Below are 14,987 nucleotides of genomic sequence, written 5' to 3'. Positions count from 1 at the left end.
GACCGCACGGCACCCACAGTGACCAGGCTGTCGCCGACAAGGCGCAGGATACATGACGCGCGTTGAAACGCTCCAAGATCGGCACGCACCGATCTCTCTCCGGGAGGTGAGTGGCGAGCGAAAACTCCAGGTGACAGCGCTGTGAGGTTGCTGCTTCCGAGTGGGCCGTCACACATCATCCAAAGAGCGACGACGACCGTCTGTTCCTGACTGCGCTGCGGATACAGCGGGGTGAACTGCTCCTTCGGCGCATCCGGTCTTGACGGCCCGGCTGGAGCGTGCGAGCCTCCCACCACTGAACTGATTGAAACGCATCAATCATTCACTCCTCCGTATGCGGCAGGGTTCATCCGCTCCACATCGACCTGCCGTTTCCCCTCGCTTCGCCGAGCACCCCTCCGAACGTCCCTCCGAACGCCCCTCCGATCGCCCCGACAGGGACCGGATACAGTGCGCGAGACGACAGCCCGGTCAGGGAGGGGCAGCGTGACCGACACCAGTAACACCCGGCCCGCCGAGGGTGAGGCGCGAGCGGCGAGGCCGAGCCGGGTGCTCCGCCTGATGCGCTTCCTCCCCTTGATCGCCCCCGTCCTGTTGTGGGCCGTGCCCTGCTGGGTGCTCCTGTACGCCGGCCAGGACTGGCCCCTGCCGGTCACACTGGCCGGCACCGCCCTCTTCGCCCTCGGTCTCCTCTGCATGCCGCTCGCGATGGTGCGCGGCCACGGCCGGCGCCAGCAGGACCGGGCGGCGATCCTCGGCGACACCCTGCTGGGCGCCAGCTGGATCCTGTTCACCTGGTCCGTCCTGCTCGGTGTGCTCCTGCGGCTCGCCCTGATCGTGGCGGGTGTCGGCGAGGGTCAGGACCGCGCCCGCGTCGTCACCTGGGCCGTCCTCGGCGTGGCCGCCGCGCTGCTGGCCTGGGGGTACGCCGAGGCCCGCCGCGTACCGCGGGTGCGCCGGCTCGACGTGCAACTCCCGCGGCTGGGTGCCGGGTTGGACGGCCTGCGCGTCGTCCTCATCACCGACACCCACTACGGCCCCCTCGATCGCGCCCGCTGGTCGGCACGGGTGTGCGAGACGGTGAACAGCCTCGAGGCCGACCTGGTCTGCCACACCGGCGACATCGCCGACGGCACCGCCGAACGCCGCCGCGCCCAGGCCGAACCCCTCGGGACGGTGCGAGCCACCAAGGCCCGCGTCTACGTCACCGGCAACCACGAGTACTACAGCGAGGCCCAGGGCTGGGTCGACCTGATGGACGAGCTGGGGTGGGAACCGCTGCGCAACCGCCACCTGTTGCTCGAACGCGGCGGCGACACGCTCGTGGTCGCCGGCGTGGACGACGTCACGGCCGAGTCCTCCGGCCTGGCAGGCCACCGTGCGCACCTCGACGGAGCGCTGCACGGCGCCGACCCCGAGCTGCCCGTCCTGCTCCTGGCCCACCAGCCCAAGTTCATCGACCGGGCGGCGGCCGCCGGTGTCGATCTCCAGCTCTCCGGGCACACCCACGGCGGCCAGATCTGGCCCTTCCACCATCTGGTCCGCCTCGACCAGCCGGCCCTCGCCGGCCTCACCCACCACGGCCCCCGCACCCTCCTCTACACCAGCCGCGGCACCGGCTTCTGGGGTCCGCCGTTCCGCGTCTTCGCCCCCAGCGAGATCACCCTGCTCGTCCTCCGCGCCCCGCGTCTGGCGTAGGGAGCCGGCACCAGGTGCCGTACACGGGCCGGCGCCGCGCCACGCGGCACCGGGACCGTCTCCCGGTCAGCCGTCACCGTTGCTGTTGATCTCGATGGCGTGGGCAGGACACCTCAACCGGTTTCCGCCCACGTCCGTTCGCCGGCGCTTGGCGAGTCGGCCGGACGGCACGCCAGGCGCCTCCGCCGCGGCCACCCCAGGCGCGTCCGCCGCAGCACCCCCGGCTGTGTCCGCCGCAGCACCCCCGGGCGCCTCCGCCGCGGCCACCCTCGTAGCGGCCCGTCTCAGGCCCTGGATCCGCCATTGACGTACGACAAAAGTGATCCGTACCATCACGAACGGCATTGAGTGTCAGCGTCAAGCCCTGGCTCGCTGACCGGCAACCCTCCCGCGCGGTGGGGTGCTCCAGGTGAAAGCCCGGCGTGGATCGCCGATGATCCCCGCAAGCGCGTGGCCCCTTGAAGGGGGCCTGAGATGTGGAGGACGGGTATGCGGCACGGTGGTGACCACGATGCCTCCTTCGCCCTCGCCTCGGTGTTCTCCCGGCTCTCGCGCCGACGCCACATCGATCTGAAGCGCTCGACCAGCTGCCTCTGTCAGGCCTGACGGTTCTTCCCGCCGCCGTCGAGGTCCGGCACGCGCCGGTCGTCACCGCACCCTTTCGCGGCTGACCCCGCTTCACCCTGATCCCTTTCTGCACAGCGCTCCCCCGCCACCGGTCTCACGCCGGCCGGGACCGCACACCCATGCACGGCCGTGCCTCGTACGGCACCTCCATGCCTGGTGACACGAGTAGGAGAACCCTCCGTGACAGCACTTCCGGTTTTCAGATCCCCTCGTTGGGCGGCGCTGACCGCTCTTCTCACCACCAGCGTGCTGCTGACCGCCTGCGGGTCGGGCACCGACGACTCCGGCACCGGCAGCACTCAGCCGAAGTCCGGCGGCACCCTGACCTTCGCGGTGGGGTCCGACGCCGGCTGCGTGGACCCGCAGCAGGTCGCCAGCAACGAGACCATCTACTCGGTGCGCCAGATCGTCGACTCACTGACGGACCAGGACCCCAGGACCGGCAAGATCGTGCCGTGGCTGGCGAAGAGCTGGGAAGTCAGCCCCGACGCCCGGACGTTCACCTTCCATCTGCGCCCGGGAGTCACCTTCAGCGACGGGTCGAAGCTGACCGCGCAGGTGGTCAAGGACAACTTCGACGCGGTGCCGAAGCTCGGCGCCCTCGCCACCCTCGCCCAGGGCTATCTGAGCGGCGTCAAGAGCACCACCGCGGTCGACCCGCTCACCGTGAAGGTGACCTTCGAACAGCCCAACGCCCAGTTTCTCCAAGCCACTTCGACGCACTCGCTGGGCATCGAGTCGTCGGCCAGCGTGAAGAAGACCCCGCAGCAGAAGTGCAGCGACGGGGTCATCGGGTCCGGGCCGTTCGTGCTGAAGCAGTACGTGCAGAACCAGTCGGTCACCCTGGCCAGACGCAGCGGGTACGACTGGGGATCCTCCCTGTGGTCCAAGAAGGGGGAGGCGTACCTGGACAAGCTGGTCTTCAAGGTCGTGCCCGAGGCGGGTGTGCGCGCCGGCAGCCTCCAGTCCGGGCAGGTGGACGCCGTCGCCAGCGTCGGCAAGGCCAACGAGGCAGCGCTCAAGGGCGGACAGGTCGCCCTCCTGCGGCGGGCCAACCCCGGTGTGGTGTTCGGCCTGTCGTTCAACAACTCTCGTCCGGTTCTGAAGGACGCCAAGGTACGCCAGGCGATCCTGCACGCCGTCGACCGGCAACAGATCGCCGACGCCGTGTTCCCGACCGGCACCCGGGCGGCGACCAGCATCCTCGCGCACACCACGCCCGACTACACCAGCCTCGCCCAGGACCTGACGCTCGACGCCGCCAAGGCGAAGTCCCTGCTGGACGAGGCCGGTTGGAAGACCGGCCCCGACGGCATCCGGGTGAAGAACGGCAAGAAGCTCAGCCTCGCCATCACCTGGATCCCCAACGCGGCCACCAACCAGCCCGCGCTGGAACTCGTCCAGCAGCAACTCAAGGCCGTCGGCATCGAGGTGACCCTCAAGCAGGTCCAGGTCACCCAGCTGGCACCGGCGCTCCAGGCCGGTGACTTCGACGCGGCGTGGGGGAACGTCACCCGCGCGGACCCGGACATCCTGCGCAGTTCCTTCTCCACCCGGCTGGCCAACTTCTACCGCCTCCCGGCGACCGGCCTGGACACGGCACTGTCCGCACAGGCGGCGACCACGGACCCGGCCAAGCGCGCACAACTGGTCTCCGAGGCGCAGCAGTTGATCGTGCGGAACGCCTACTACGCGCCGGTCGTGGAGCTCCAGACCCAGCTCGGCGTCACGAAGAAGGTGCACGACCTGAACTTCGACGCCTCCAGCCGGATCCAGCTGCACGACACCTGGATCGGCTAGCCCGTGCGCCGCTATGTGATCAAGCGGCTCGCGCAGGCGGCCGGGGTGCTGTGGGCGGCCTACACGGTCTCCTTCCTGGTCCTGGACTATCTGCCGGGCGACCCGGTGACGGCGATGGCCAGTGCCGGGATGGACTCGGGGCAGGTCGACCCGAAGCAACTGGCCGCGCTGCGGCACGAGTACGGCTTCGACAAGCCGGTGCTGGTGCAGTACGCCGAGTACCTGGGCCGGGCGGTGCGCGGGGACTTCGGCGACTCGGTGTCCACGGGCCGCCCGGTGACCTCCACGCTGGCCGACGCGCTGCCGCAGACCCTCCAGCTGACCGGCGCGGCACTGCTGCTCGCGGTGCTGCTCGGCGGGGGCCTGGCGGTGGTGGCGACGTACACCTCCCGGCGGTGGCTGAGGCAGCTCCTGCTGTCGCTGCCCCCGCTCGGGGTGTCGGTCCCGACGTTCTGGGTGGGACTGCTGCTCGTGGAGACGTTCTCGTTCCGGCTGCACTGGTTCCCGGCCTTCGGCAACGAGGGTCTGAAGGGGCTGGTGCTGCCGGCCGTGACCCTGGCGGTCCCGACCGGTGCGCAGGTCGCACAGGTGCTGGCCAAGAGCCTGCTGACCGCTCTGGACCAGGCGTACGTGGAGACCGCGCGGGCCAAGGGCGCCGGGCGGTGGCGGGTCCATGTGCGGCACGCGCTGCGCAACGCGTCCCTGCCCGCGCTGACGGTCGTCGGTCTACTGGTGGGGCAGTTGATCGCCGGTTCGGTGGTCGTCGAGACGGTGTTCTCCCGCGACGGCCTCGGCCGGGTGACCGCGGCGGCCGTCACTGTGCAGGACATCCCGGTGGTGCAGGGGGTGGTGGCGTTCGGGGCGCTGATCTTCGTGACCACGAACCTGCTCATCGACCTGGTCTACCCGCTCCTCGACCCGCGGATCGTGGTGGCCTCGGACGGAAGGGCGAGCTTCGCATGAGCCAGACCTTTGTCGACGACCCGGCCGAGGCCGCCCTCGGCGTCGCCCGCCCGCTCGACCCGGGACCCGGTCACGGGAACGCGCGCCGCGTCGACGTACGACGGCTGCTGCGGTTCGTGCTGCGCCGCCCCGGCCTCCTGCTCTCGGCCGTCGTCCTCGTGCTGGTGGTCCTGGCCTCGTTCTGGCCGGACCTGTTCACCTCGCAGGACCCGCTGAAGGGGGTGCCGGCACAGAACTTCCGCGGCCCGAGCGGCGCGCACTGGTTCGGCACGGACGAGCTGGGCCGGGACGTGTTCTCGCGTGTCGTGCACGGCGCCCAACTGTCCCTGAAGGCAACGCTGATCGCGGTGCTGGTCGCGTTCGTGGTCGGCGGGCTGCTGGGGGTGGTCGCCGGGTTCGTGGGCCGCTGGGTGGACGACGTGCTGATGCGCTTCGTCGACGTGCTGCTGTCCATCCCGGCGCTGTTCCTGTCGCTGGCCCTGGTCACCGCGCTGGGCTACGGCACGGTGAAGGTGGCGGTCGCGGTCGGTATCGCCAGCGTCGCCGCGTTCGCGCGGGTGGCACGCTCGGAGGTGCTGCGGGTGCGGCAGGCGGTGTTCGTGGAGGCGTCGCGCGCGAGCGGGGCCCGCTGGTACTCGGTCCTCGCCCGGCATGTGCTGCCCAACGCGGCGGGCCCGGTGATCGTCCTGGCCACCCTCGACTTCGGCTCCTCCATCCTCGCCGTGTCCGCGCTGAGCTTCCTCGGCTACGGCGCTCCCCCACCGGCCCCGGAGTGGGGCACGTTGATCTCCGACGGCCGCAACTACCTCGCCAACGCCTGGTGGTTGACCGCGCTGCCGGGACTGGCGATCGCCGCGACCGTGCTGGCCACCAACCGCATCGCCCGGGCACTGGACGGCGAATGGGCAAGGCAGCGATGAGCGAGGAACCGAGGACCGGTGAGCACATGACCACACCCCTGCTGGAGATCCGCGGCCTGTCGGTGTCGTACCGGACCCGGGGCGGCACGGTCCCGGCCGTCCAGGGCGTCGACCTGGACGTCCGGCCGGGACAAGTGACCGCCGTCGTGGGCGAGTCGGGCTCCGGGAAGAGCACCACCGCGCACGCGATCACCCGGCTGCTGCCGGGCAACGGCGGTATCGACGCGGGCACGGTCCGCTTCGGCCGGCACGACCTGGCCACCCTGTCGGAGGCCGAACTGCGCACCGTGCGCGGGGCCAGGATCGGGCTGGTGCCGCAGGACCCGTCGGTCTCGCTCAACCCGGTCAAGCGGATCAGCGACCAGGTGGCCGAGGTGCTGCGCATCCACCACCTGGCGACCCGCCGCTCGGCCCCGGCCGAGGCGATCGCCGTCCTGGACCGGGCCGGGCTGCCGGACGCGGCCGTCCGGGCCCGGCAGTACCCGCACGAACTGTCCGGCGGCATGCGGCAACGCGCCCTGATCGCCATCGCCATCGCCGCGCAACCCGAGCTGATCATCGCCGACGAGCCGACCAGCGCGCTCGACGTCACCGTCCAGCGGGTCATCCTCGACCATCTCCAGCGCCTCACCGAGGAGTCGGGCACCGCGGTCCTGCTCGTGACCCATGACCTGGGGGTCGCCGCCGACCGTTCACAACGGCTGGTGGTCATGTCGCAGGGCAGGGTGGTGGAGGCGGGCCCGACCCGTGACGTCCTCGCCGACCCCCAGCACGAGTACACCCGCCGACTCCTGGCGAGCGCACCGAGCTTGACCACCGCCCGGCCCCGCACCCCGGTCTCCGCCCCGAAGGCCTACACGGCTCCGCTGGTCGAAGTCCGCCACCTCGTCAAGGAGTTCAGGCTCCCTCGCACCGGGGACGGCCCAAGGACCCTGCGCGCGGTGGACGACGTCAGCTTCACGCTCCACCGGGGCCGGACCCTCGCCCTGGTCGGCGAGTCCGGCTCGGGCAAGTCCACCACCGCCCGGCTGACGCTCCGCCTGACGGACGCCACGGCCGGGAAGGTCCTGTTCGACGGCACCGACGTCACCACCGCGCGGGGCACCGAGGCACGGCTGCTGCGCCGGCGCGCCCAGCTCGTCTACCAGAACCCGTACGCGTCCCTCGACCCGCGTTTCTCCATCGGCGAGGTGATCACCGAGCCGCTGCGGGCCTTCAAGGTCGGTGACCGGGCCTCCCGGCTCGACCGGGCCCGTGAGCTGCTCGACCGGGTGGCGCTGCCCGCCGCCACGCTGGAGCGCCGGCCCGCGGAGCTGTCGGGCGGGCAGCGGCAGCGCGTGGCGATCGCCCGCGCGCTCGCCCTCTCCCCCGACCTGGTGGTGTGCGACGAGCCGGTGTCCGCGCTCGACGTGTCGGTGCAGGCCCAAGTCCTGGACCTGCTGGCCGAGTTGCAGGCGGAGACGGGGGTGGCCTATCTGTTCATCTCGCACGACCTGGCCGTGGTGCGGCAGATCGCCCACGAGGTCGCCGTGATGCGGGCCGGCCGGATCGTGGAGACGGGTCCGCCGGACGAGCTGTTCACCCGCCCCCGCCACGAGTACACCCGCGAGCTGCTGGCGGCGATCCCGGGTGGCCGTGTCCACTCCCCCGTCGCCGGGACCACCACGAGCCGAGAGTCGGTATGAGCACTCCCACGATCACTTCCCTGGCCTTTCTGACCCCGGGCAACTTCGCCGACGACGACCCGTACACCGGACTGGAGGAGACACTCCAGCTCTTCGAGTACGGCGAGCGGTCGGGCTTCGACGGCGCCTGGATACGGCAGCGCCACCTCAAACACGGTGTCGGCTCGGCCGCCGTGTTCCTCGCCGCGGCCGGCCAGCGCACCGAGCGGATCGAACTGGGCACCGCGGTCATCCCGATCGGCTACGAGAGCCCCTTCCGTCTGGCCGAGGACCTGGCCCTGGCCGACGTGCTGTCCCGGGGGCGGCTCCAGGTCGGCTTCAGCACCGGTATGCCGCACGCCGAACTCCTCGGCGACCTGGTGTACGACGGAGACTGGCGCGGCTTCGACCTGTCGTACGGCAGGATCGCGCGGCTCGTGGACAACCTGCGCGGCGAATACCTGGGCGGCCCGGACACCGTGATCCACTCGCCCGGCAACGTCCAGCGGCCGCGGTTGCAGCCGCACGACCCCGGTCTGGTGGAGCGGATCTGGTACGGCGGAGGCAGTCTGCGCTCGGTCCGCTGGGCCGCCGAGAACGGCCTCAACCTGCTGTCCGGCAACATCGTCTCCGGTGAGGACACAGACGACTTCAGCACGGCCCAGCTGAACCTGCACGCCGAATACCGGCGCGCCCTGGGCGACGACGGGAAAGCGGCGCGGGTGGCGCTCGGGCGGGTGATCGTGCCGTTCGACAGCGCCGACGCGGCCACCCGCAACCGCTACCGCGAGTACGCGGCCAGTCGGCACGAACGCACCCTGAAGCCGCGGACCCTGACGGCGCTGGGCTCCAGGCGTTTCCTGTTCGCCCCGGACGTGGTCGGCACCGCGGAGCGGATCCTGGAGCAGCTGGCGGCCGATCCCGTGCTCGCACAGGTGTCGGAGCTGCGCCTGGAGCTGCCGTACGAGTTCCAACGCGAGGAGTACGAACAGATCCTGCACGACGTACGGCATCTGATCGCACCCGAGCTGGGCTGGCGCCCCGCCGCCCCGGTGGACGTGACAGCGGGCCGGTGAGTCCCGTCCGGTCAGGGGTTCGTCCAGGCCTCGGGGTCCTCCGCGAGGCTCACGACCTCGTCGGGCAGCTTGGCCGCGGCGACGTGGGCCAGGGTGACCTCGCCGAGGATCTTGCGCACGTTGGCGCGTACGGCGATCCACAGCGGCAGCAGTGACTCCGCGGGACCGCAGTAGGAGAGCTCGGGTGGCCGCACGCCCCGTACCGACACCAGGGGGCCGTCCGCCACCCGGATGACGTCGGCGATGGCGATCGAGTCCGCCGGACGGGCGAGCCGGTAGCCGCCCTTTCCGCCCCGCTGGCTGACCACGAGACCGCCACGGCGCATGTCGCCGAGGATGCCCTCCAGGAACTTGTGCGGGATGCCCTGTGCCGCGGCGATCGCCTCGGCCTTGAGCGAGGCCTCGTCCCCTGCCGCGGCCAGCTCCAGTGCCGCCCGCACCGCGTAGTCCGCTCGCGCCGAGATCCGCATGCCGCGATTATCCATCACTGCCGTGTCCGCCCGTCACCGGCCGCACCGTCAGGCCGGGAGGGCGAAGGGCGGATGCGCGCCGTTGAGGAAGTAGTCCCCGATCTCGCGCAGTCTGTGGGTGGCCGGTTCGCGCAGGGTGTGGGTCCGGGCGTCGCGCCAGAAGCGGTCGAACCCGTGCCGTGTGGAGGCCGCGTCGACGCCGACGACGTCCAGGGCGCGGGTGGTGATCTCCTGTGCGGCCCGGGAGGCCGCGGCCTCCGCCACGCTCGCGAGGACGGCGATCTCCGCGCTCTCGTCGTCGTCGAGGTCCTCGCCCTGCGCGAGGCCGCGCAGCAGGGCGTCGACGGCCTGGTCGGCGAGGGCGGACGCGGCACGGGCGACGACGGCGAGCTCGCCGTACACGGTCAGCGCGTGCGGATCCTGCGGGGCGGCGCCCGGCCAGGGCTGGGTCGAGAAGGGCTGCCAGGACGACCGTACGGCCCTTCCGTGCTCCTGCACCTCTGCCAGCAGTCCCTCGGCGACGCCGAGACAGAACTGGGCGGACACCAGACGCGCGGTCGGCACGGCGAGCGAGGCGAAGGGTGACAGGGCGCCCTCGTCCGGCGAGAGCGAGCCGAACACGTCGTCCGCGGCGACCGGCACGGAGTCGAACTCCACGGCGCCGCCGGCCGCCAGGCGCCGGCCGAAGGTGTCCCCGCCGCTGCCGCTCACGACACCCGGGTGGGCGGGGTCCACGAGGACGGCCAGCGGCTCACCGGTGCCGTACCTGGCGGCTCGGACCACCAGCCGGTCGGCGATCCCGACGCCGGTGGCGTACCTCTGGTAGCCGCTCAGCAGACAGCCGTTGGCTGTGGGGGTGAGGACGAGCGGCGGTTCGTGGGAGGCGATGCCGCCTCCCCAGCACCACTGCCCCTGCGTCGACTCCCGCTCGACACGGGCGGCATGCTCGGGGTCGGCGAAGAAGCGGGCGCTGAAGGACAGGAAGTAGTGGTGACCCAGCAGGTGGCCGATGGCCCCGTCGGCCGCGGCGACGGTCCGGACGACCGCGTAGGCCGTGCGCCAGTCCGCGCCTCCGCCCCGCTGCCCGGCCGGCGCCAGCAGTGCCAGCAGCCCCGACTCGCGCAGCCGTGCGACCTCGTCGAGCGGTGCCTTGCCCGCCTGTTCGCGCTCGACCGCGTCCGTGGCCAGGTCGTCCGCGATCTCACGGGCTATGTGCAGCCAGTCGACCTGCCCGGCGCCCGCGTCGGTCATCTCGTCCGCCGTCACCGTCATGTCCGGACCCGCTTCACGTGACGGCGGCTGTCGCTGCACCTCGGTGCTGGGGTCATGGCGTCTTCCTCCGGAGGAACGAGGACGACGCGGTGCCCGGCGGGGCAGCGTGGGAGTGCGGGTGCGCGATGACGCGTCGGCTTCCTCATCCTCACCCTCGGCTCCGACCACCGTCAACAGTTCCCTAGTAAATCGATAGGAAAACTAGGGATGAAGGTTCCACTCCGGCTGATTCACGCTCTCCGATGGCCAGTTCGCAGGGGCGGGCAGCTGCCTCGGCGGTCGCGACGACGCCGAGCGACGGTCGTCAGGCGGCCCCCAGCAGCGCCGTACGGCTGCCCAGCGCGGCCGAGAACTGGTCCGTGACCTGTGCCAGCGCCTCGGCCGAGCCCGGCGCGACGGTCAGGGTGCCGTCCTCGCCCACCGTGATGTCCTTGTCCAACGTGAACCAGCCCGGCGTGATGTGCGCGGCCCCCATGGAGGCGAGGACCGGACGCAGGGCGTAGTCGATGGCCAGCACGTGGGCCACGCTGCCCCCGGTGGCCAGGGGAAGCACGGTCTTGCCCGCGAGGGCGTACTGCGGCAGCAGGTCGAGCAGCGACTTCAGCAGCCCGGAGTAGGCGGCCTTGTAGACCGGGGTGCCGATCACCACCCCGTCCGCCTGCTCGAACAGGGCGGTGGCCCGGACGATCGCCGCATGAGTGAAGTCGGCCCCGAGCAGCGCCTCGGCGGGAAGGGTGCGCACGTCCAGCGGGATCACGTCGTGTCCCTGGGCGACGAGCCGTTCGTCCAGGTGGCGCAGCAGCCGAGCGGTGCGTGAGGTGGCGGAGGGGCTTCCGGAGACGGACAGGATCGTGGCCATGGGAGGACCTTTCGGTTCGTCGTGTCTGGTACGTGCGGTCAGTGGCCCCGTCGGCGCCATTCCGCCGCGAGCAGTTCGTACGAGCGGACCCGGTCCGTGTGGTCGTGGGTGATCGTCGTGATGAGCAACTCGTCCGCGCCCGTGGCCTCCTGCAGTTGTTCCAACTGGTCGGCGACCCGGCCCGGCGAGCCGACGAATTGGGTGTCGAGGCGGTCCTGGACGAGGGCCCGGTCCTCGTCGGTCCAGGTGTGGGCACGGGCTTCCTCCGGCGTCGGGAACTCGATGGCTCCCTCGGCGGTACGGATGCTGCGCACCCACAGGCCGTAGCCGGTGGCGAGTTCACGGGCCGTTGTGTCGTCCTCGGCGACGACGACGTCCGCCGAGACGCTGACGTACGGCTTCTCGAGGACCTCGGAGGGCTGGAAGAAGGCCCGGTAGCCCTCCACCGCCTCCAGGACCGTGGCCGGGCTGACGTGGTAGTTCGCCGCGAACCGCAGTCCGTTGCGGGCCGCGACCGAGGCGCTCTCACCACCGCTGCTGCCCAGGATCCACACCTCCACGTCGGCGCCCTCCCCCGGCACGACGTGCGCCTCGACGCCCTCCGGCGAGCGGTAGGTTCCGGCCAGCAGGGCGAGGATGTCGTCGATCTGCTCGGCGTAGTCCTGCGACTGGGCGCCCGGCAGCAGGAGCAGCCGGCGTTGCAGCGCGATGCGGGGTGAGCCGAGCAGATGCTCGAAGGAGAAGCGCGGTGGGATGAGGAGGCCGTTCGGGGTGCGACCGTCGACGACCGGGGTCGCCGTCGGCAACGGCGCGGCCGGCTGTCCCGGCGGGCGGCCGCCCGAGCGGCCCAGGCCCAGGTCGAAGCGGCCCGGGTGCAGCGCGTCGAGCAGGCCGAACTCCTCCACCGTGGACAGCGCCGTGCGGTGCCCGAGCTGCACGGCCCCGGCGCCGAGCCGGATGGTGGAGGTGGCGGACGCGGTCAGCGCCAGGACGACGGCGGGTGACGTGCCGGCCACCCCGGGATTGAGGTGGTGCTCGGCGAACCAGTAGCGGGCATACCCGAAGCGCTCGGCCCGCTGGGCGAGGTCGACGGAGTTGCGCAGGGCGTCGGCCGCCGTCGAGCCGGACGGGATCGGGACCAGGTCGAGGATGCCGAGGGGGATGTCAGACACGGGCGGTCTCCTGCTCCTGAGGGATCGGTGCGGCCGGAAGCACGGGGCCCCAGGCGAACGGCGGGTCCGGGATCTCGCGGCGCAGCACGGGGGCGGCCTCGGACTGGAACAGCTCCAGCGAGGCACGGTGCTGGGACTCCGTCAGCCCGCTCGCGTCGGCATGCAGGTGGAGCACGGTGTGCCCGAACTGCTCGTGGTAGCGGTGCACCTTCTCGATGACCTGCTGCGGACTGCCGATCAGGGCGGAGCTGCGGTCGACGAAGTCCTCCAGGGTCTCGAAGACCACGGGAAGGCCAGCCTGCCTGTAGAAGGCCAGGTTGGCCTCGAAGACCGGCCGGTAGGCGGCGAGAGCCTGCTGGGAGGTCGGGGCGACGTGGATGCCTGCCGTGCCCGCGCCGACCGCGATCCGTGCCGGATCGTGGCCGTAGTGCTCCCAGCGCTCCCGGTAGTAACGGATCAACTCGGCGTACGGTTCGATCGGGTTGGTGACATTCGCCGAGAACAGCGGGTCGCCGTAGCGGGCGGCCAGGTCCACCGACTCCTTGCTGGTGGCGCTGCCGTGCCAGACCCGGATCGGCCGCTGGTACGGCCGTGGCCACACCTCGGCGTCGGTCAGCGGGGGGCGGAAGCGGGTGTCGGCGGTGACCTTGTCCTGGCGCCAGAGCTTGCGGAAGACCTCGTAGCTCTCGGCGTTGCGGTCCCACTGGTCCTCGGGCGTGACGTCGAACAGGTCGCGCTGGGCGGCGCCGTTGCCCTTGCCGATGATCAGGTCGAGCCGGCCGGCCGACAGGTGGTCGAGGGTGGCGTAGTCCTCGTACGCCCGGACCGGGTCCAGCAGGCTGAGCGTCGTGACGGCCGTGAACAGGCGGATCCGCTTCGTCAGTGCGGCCACATGGCTCAGTACGACGGTCGGGGACGAGGAGATGAACGGCCGCTCGTGCCGCTCCCCCACGCCGAAGCCGTCGAAGCCCAGCTCCTCGGCCAGCAGGGCGCTGTCGAGGACCTCGCGGAAGCGCTCGTGGGTGGACTTCCGTACCCCGGTGACGGGGTCCGGGCGGTGCACGATGAGCGTGATGGCGAGGAACTTCACGACGCCGCCCGCTGTTCGTCCTCGACGTCGTCGGGGTGGGCGAGGCCGAGGTGGTGGCGCAGGGTCGGGCCCTCGTAGTCGGTGCGGAAGACGCCCTGTTCCTGCAGGAGGGGGACGACCTGGTCGGCGAAGGCGTCGAGGCCGGTCGGGGTGATGTGCGGGACGAGGATGAAGCCGTCGCTCGCGTCGGCCTGCACGTACTCGTTGATGGTGCGGGCGATGGTCCGGGGTGAGCCGATGAAGTTCTGCCGGTTGCCGGTGTTGATGACCAGGTCGCGGATGGACCACTTGTTGGCCTCGGCGAGCTCACGCCATTCGCGGGCGGTGGCCAGCGGGTCCCGGTACATCCGCACCTGGGCACGGCCCTTGGAGATGTGGTTGTCGCTGACGTCCGGGTCGATGTCGGGCAACGGCCCCTCGGGGTCGTAGGCGGACAGGTCGCGGTTCCACACGAATTCCAGGTGCTTGATGGCGGTGGCGCCGCTGACCTGCTGGCGGCGCACGATCCGTGCGAGTTCCTCGGCTTCGGCGTCGGTGTCGGCGAGGGCGAAGGACGCGGCGGGCAGGATCAGCAACTGGTCCTGGCGGCGGCCGTACTTGGCGAGGCGGTTCTTGACGTCGGTGTAGAAGGCCTGGCCCTCCTTGAGGGTGGCGTACCGGCTGAAGATGGCGTCGGCGCTAGATGCGGCGAACTCGCGGCCCTCCTCGGAGTCACCGGCCTGGAAGACGACCGGGCGGCCCTGCGGGGAGCGGGGGACGTTGAACTGGCCGTAGATGCCGAAGTGTTGCCCGGTGTGCACGAACGAGCCGGCCTTCGCGTCCCGCAGGAACACGCCCGAGGCCTGGTCGGCGAGGATCTCGTCGCCCTGCCAGGAGTCGAAGAGTTCCTGGGTGGTGGCGAGGAACTCCTTGGCGCGGGAGTAGCGCTCCTCCTGGGGCAGGAAGCCGCCGCGGCGGAAGTTCTCGCCGGTGAAGGCGTCCCAGGAGGTGACGACGTTCCATGCGGAGCGGCCGCCGGAGAGGTGGTCGAGGCTGGCGAACTGGCGGGCCACCTCGTAGGGCTCGTTGAAGGTGGAGTTGATGGTGCCGGTCAGCCCGAGGTGCTCGGTGACCGCGGCCAGCGCGGCCAGGATCGTGAAGGTGTCGGGGCGGCCGACCACGTCCAGGTCGTAGATCTTGCCGCCCTGTTCGCGGAGCCTGAGCCCCTCGGCGAGGAACAGGAAGTCGAACTTGGCGCGTTCGGCGGTGCGCGCGAAGTGCGCGAAGGAACTGAACTCGATGTGGCTGCCGGCCTCGGGGTCGCTCCACACGGTGGTGTTGTTGACGCCGGGGAAGTGGGCGGCGAGGTGGATCTGCTTCAGGGGCTTGGACATGGG

General features: G+C 71.3%; 13 protein-coding genes and 1 riboswitch. Of the genes, 7 read left to right on the top strand and 6 right to left on the bottom strand.

Annotated features, from left to right (window positions below):
• The first annotated feature begins 486 nt into the window (after positions 1-486).
• The 7 genes from OHN19_RS39515 to OHN19_RS39485 all read left to right on the top strand — a co-directional run bounded on the left by OHN19_RS39515 (position 487) and on the right by OHN19_RS39485 (position 8,748).
• Positions 487-1,698: a metallophosphoesterase gene (locus OHN19_RS39515; protein WP_330268816.1), complete on the top strand. Its 1,212-nt coding sequence runs from the start codon at positions 487-489 to the stop codon at positions 1,696-1,698.
• Positions 1,699-2,038: 340 nt separating this feature from the next.
• Positions 2,039-2,153: riboswitch (SAM riboswitch) on the top strand.
• 19 nt (positions 2,154-2,172) lie between these two features.
• A complete protein-coding gene (locus OHN19_RS39510; RefSeq protein WP_330268815.1) occupies positions 2,173-2,304 on the top strand; it encodes a putative leader peptide in 132 nt (43 codons plus the stop codon).
• Positions 2,305-2,505: 201 nt separating this feature from the next.
• Positions 2,506-4,125, top strand: a complete 1,620-nt coding sequence (locus OHN19_RS39505; RefSeq protein ID WP_330268814.1) for an ABC transporter substrate-binding protein — start codon at positions 2,506-2,508, stop codon at positions 4,123-4,125.
• Between the two features lie 3 nt (positions 4,126-4,128).
• Complete coding sequence (locus OHN19_RS39500; RefSeq protein ID WP_330268813.1) at positions 4,129-5,088, top strand: ABC transporter permease; 960 nt, start codon at positions 4,129-4,131, stop codon at positions 5,086-5,088.
• On the top strand, positions 5,085-6,008 hold the full coding sequence (locus OHN19_RS39495) for an ABC transporter permease (protein WP_330268812.1): 924 nt from the start codon (positions 5,085-5,087) through the stop codon (positions 6,006-6,008). The genes OHN19_RS39500 and OHN19_RS39495 overlap by 4 nt, the downstream gene beginning before the upstream one ends.
• Positions 6,005-7,693 carry a dipeptide ABC transporter ATP-binding protein gene (locus OHN19_RS39490; RefSeq protein WP_419249560.1) on the top strand — a complete coding sequence of 563 codons (1,689 nt, stop codon included), beginning with the start codon at positions 6,005-6,007 and terminating at the stop codon, positions 7,691-7,693. Before OHN19_RS39495 ends, OHN19_RS39490 begins: the two co-directional genes overlap by 4 nt.
• On the top strand, positions 7,690-8,748 hold the full coding sequence (locus tag OHN19_RS39485; RefSeq protein ID WP_330268810.1) for an LLM class flavin-dependent oxidoreductase: 1,059 nt from the start codon (positions 7,690-7,692) through the stop codon (positions 8,746-8,748). Before OHN19_RS39490 ends, OHN19_RS39485 begins: the two co-directional genes overlap by 4 nt.
• 11 nt (positions 8,749-8,759) lie before the next feature.
• Here the strand turns inward: OHN19_RS39485 and OHN19_RS39480 are convergent, their stop codons facing one another.
• From OHN19_RS39480 to OHN19_RS39455, 6 genes are all read right to left on the bottom strand, one after another.
• The gene (locus OHN19_RS39480; protein WP_330268809.1) at positions 8,760-9,218 is read right to left on the bottom strand and encodes an Rrf2 family transcriptional regulator; all 459 of its coding nucleotides are present in this window, start codon (positions 9,216-9,218) and stop codon (positions 8,760-8,762) included.
• A 48-nt stretch (positions 9,219-9,266) separates the two neighbouring features.
• Positions 9,267-10,490, bottom strand: a complete 1,224-nt coding sequence (locus OHN19_RS39475; protein ID WP_330268808.1) for an acyl-CoA dehydrogenase family protein — start codon at positions 10,488-10,490, stop codon at positions 9,267-9,269.
• Positions 10,491-10,794: 304 nt separating this feature from the next.
• Entirely contained in the window at positions 10,795-11,349 is a 555-nt protein-coding gene (gene ssuE, locus OHN19_RS39470) for an NADPH-dependent FMN reductase (protein WP_330268807.1), read from the bottom strand.
• A 38-nt stretch (positions 11,350-11,387) separates the two neighbouring features.
• Positions 11,388-12,521: an LLM class flavin-dependent oxidoreductase gene (locus OHN19_RS39465; protein ID WP_330268806.1), complete on the bottom strand. Its 1,134-nt coding sequence runs from the start codon at positions 12,519-12,521 to the stop codon at positions 11,388-11,390.
• On the bottom strand, positions 12,514-13,611 hold the full coding sequence (locus tag OHN19_RS39460; protein ID WP_330268805.1) for an LLM class flavin-dependent oxidoreductase: 1,098 nt from the start codon (positions 13,609-13,611) through the stop codon (positions 12,514-12,516). Before OHN19_RS39460 ends, OHN19_RS39465 begins: the two co-directional genes overlap by 8 nt.
• Complete coding sequence (locus OHN19_RS39455) at positions 13,608-14,984, bottom strand: NtaA/DmoA family FMN-dependent monooxygenase (protein WP_330268804.1); 1,377 nt, start codon at positions 14,982-14,984, stop codon at positions 13,608-13,610. The genes OHN19_RS39460 and OHN19_RS39455 overlap by 4 nt, the downstream gene beginning before the upstream one ends.
• Positions 14,985-14,987: the final 3 nt, after the last annotated feature.

This window comes from Streptomyces griseorubiginosus (assembly GCF_036345115.1).
Taxonomy (GTDB): Bacteria; Actinomycetota; Actinomycetes; order Streptomycetales; family Streptomycetaceae; genus Streptomyces; species Streptomyces griseorubiginosus_C.
This window is presented reverse-complemented; position numbering and strand designations above follow the sequence as displayed.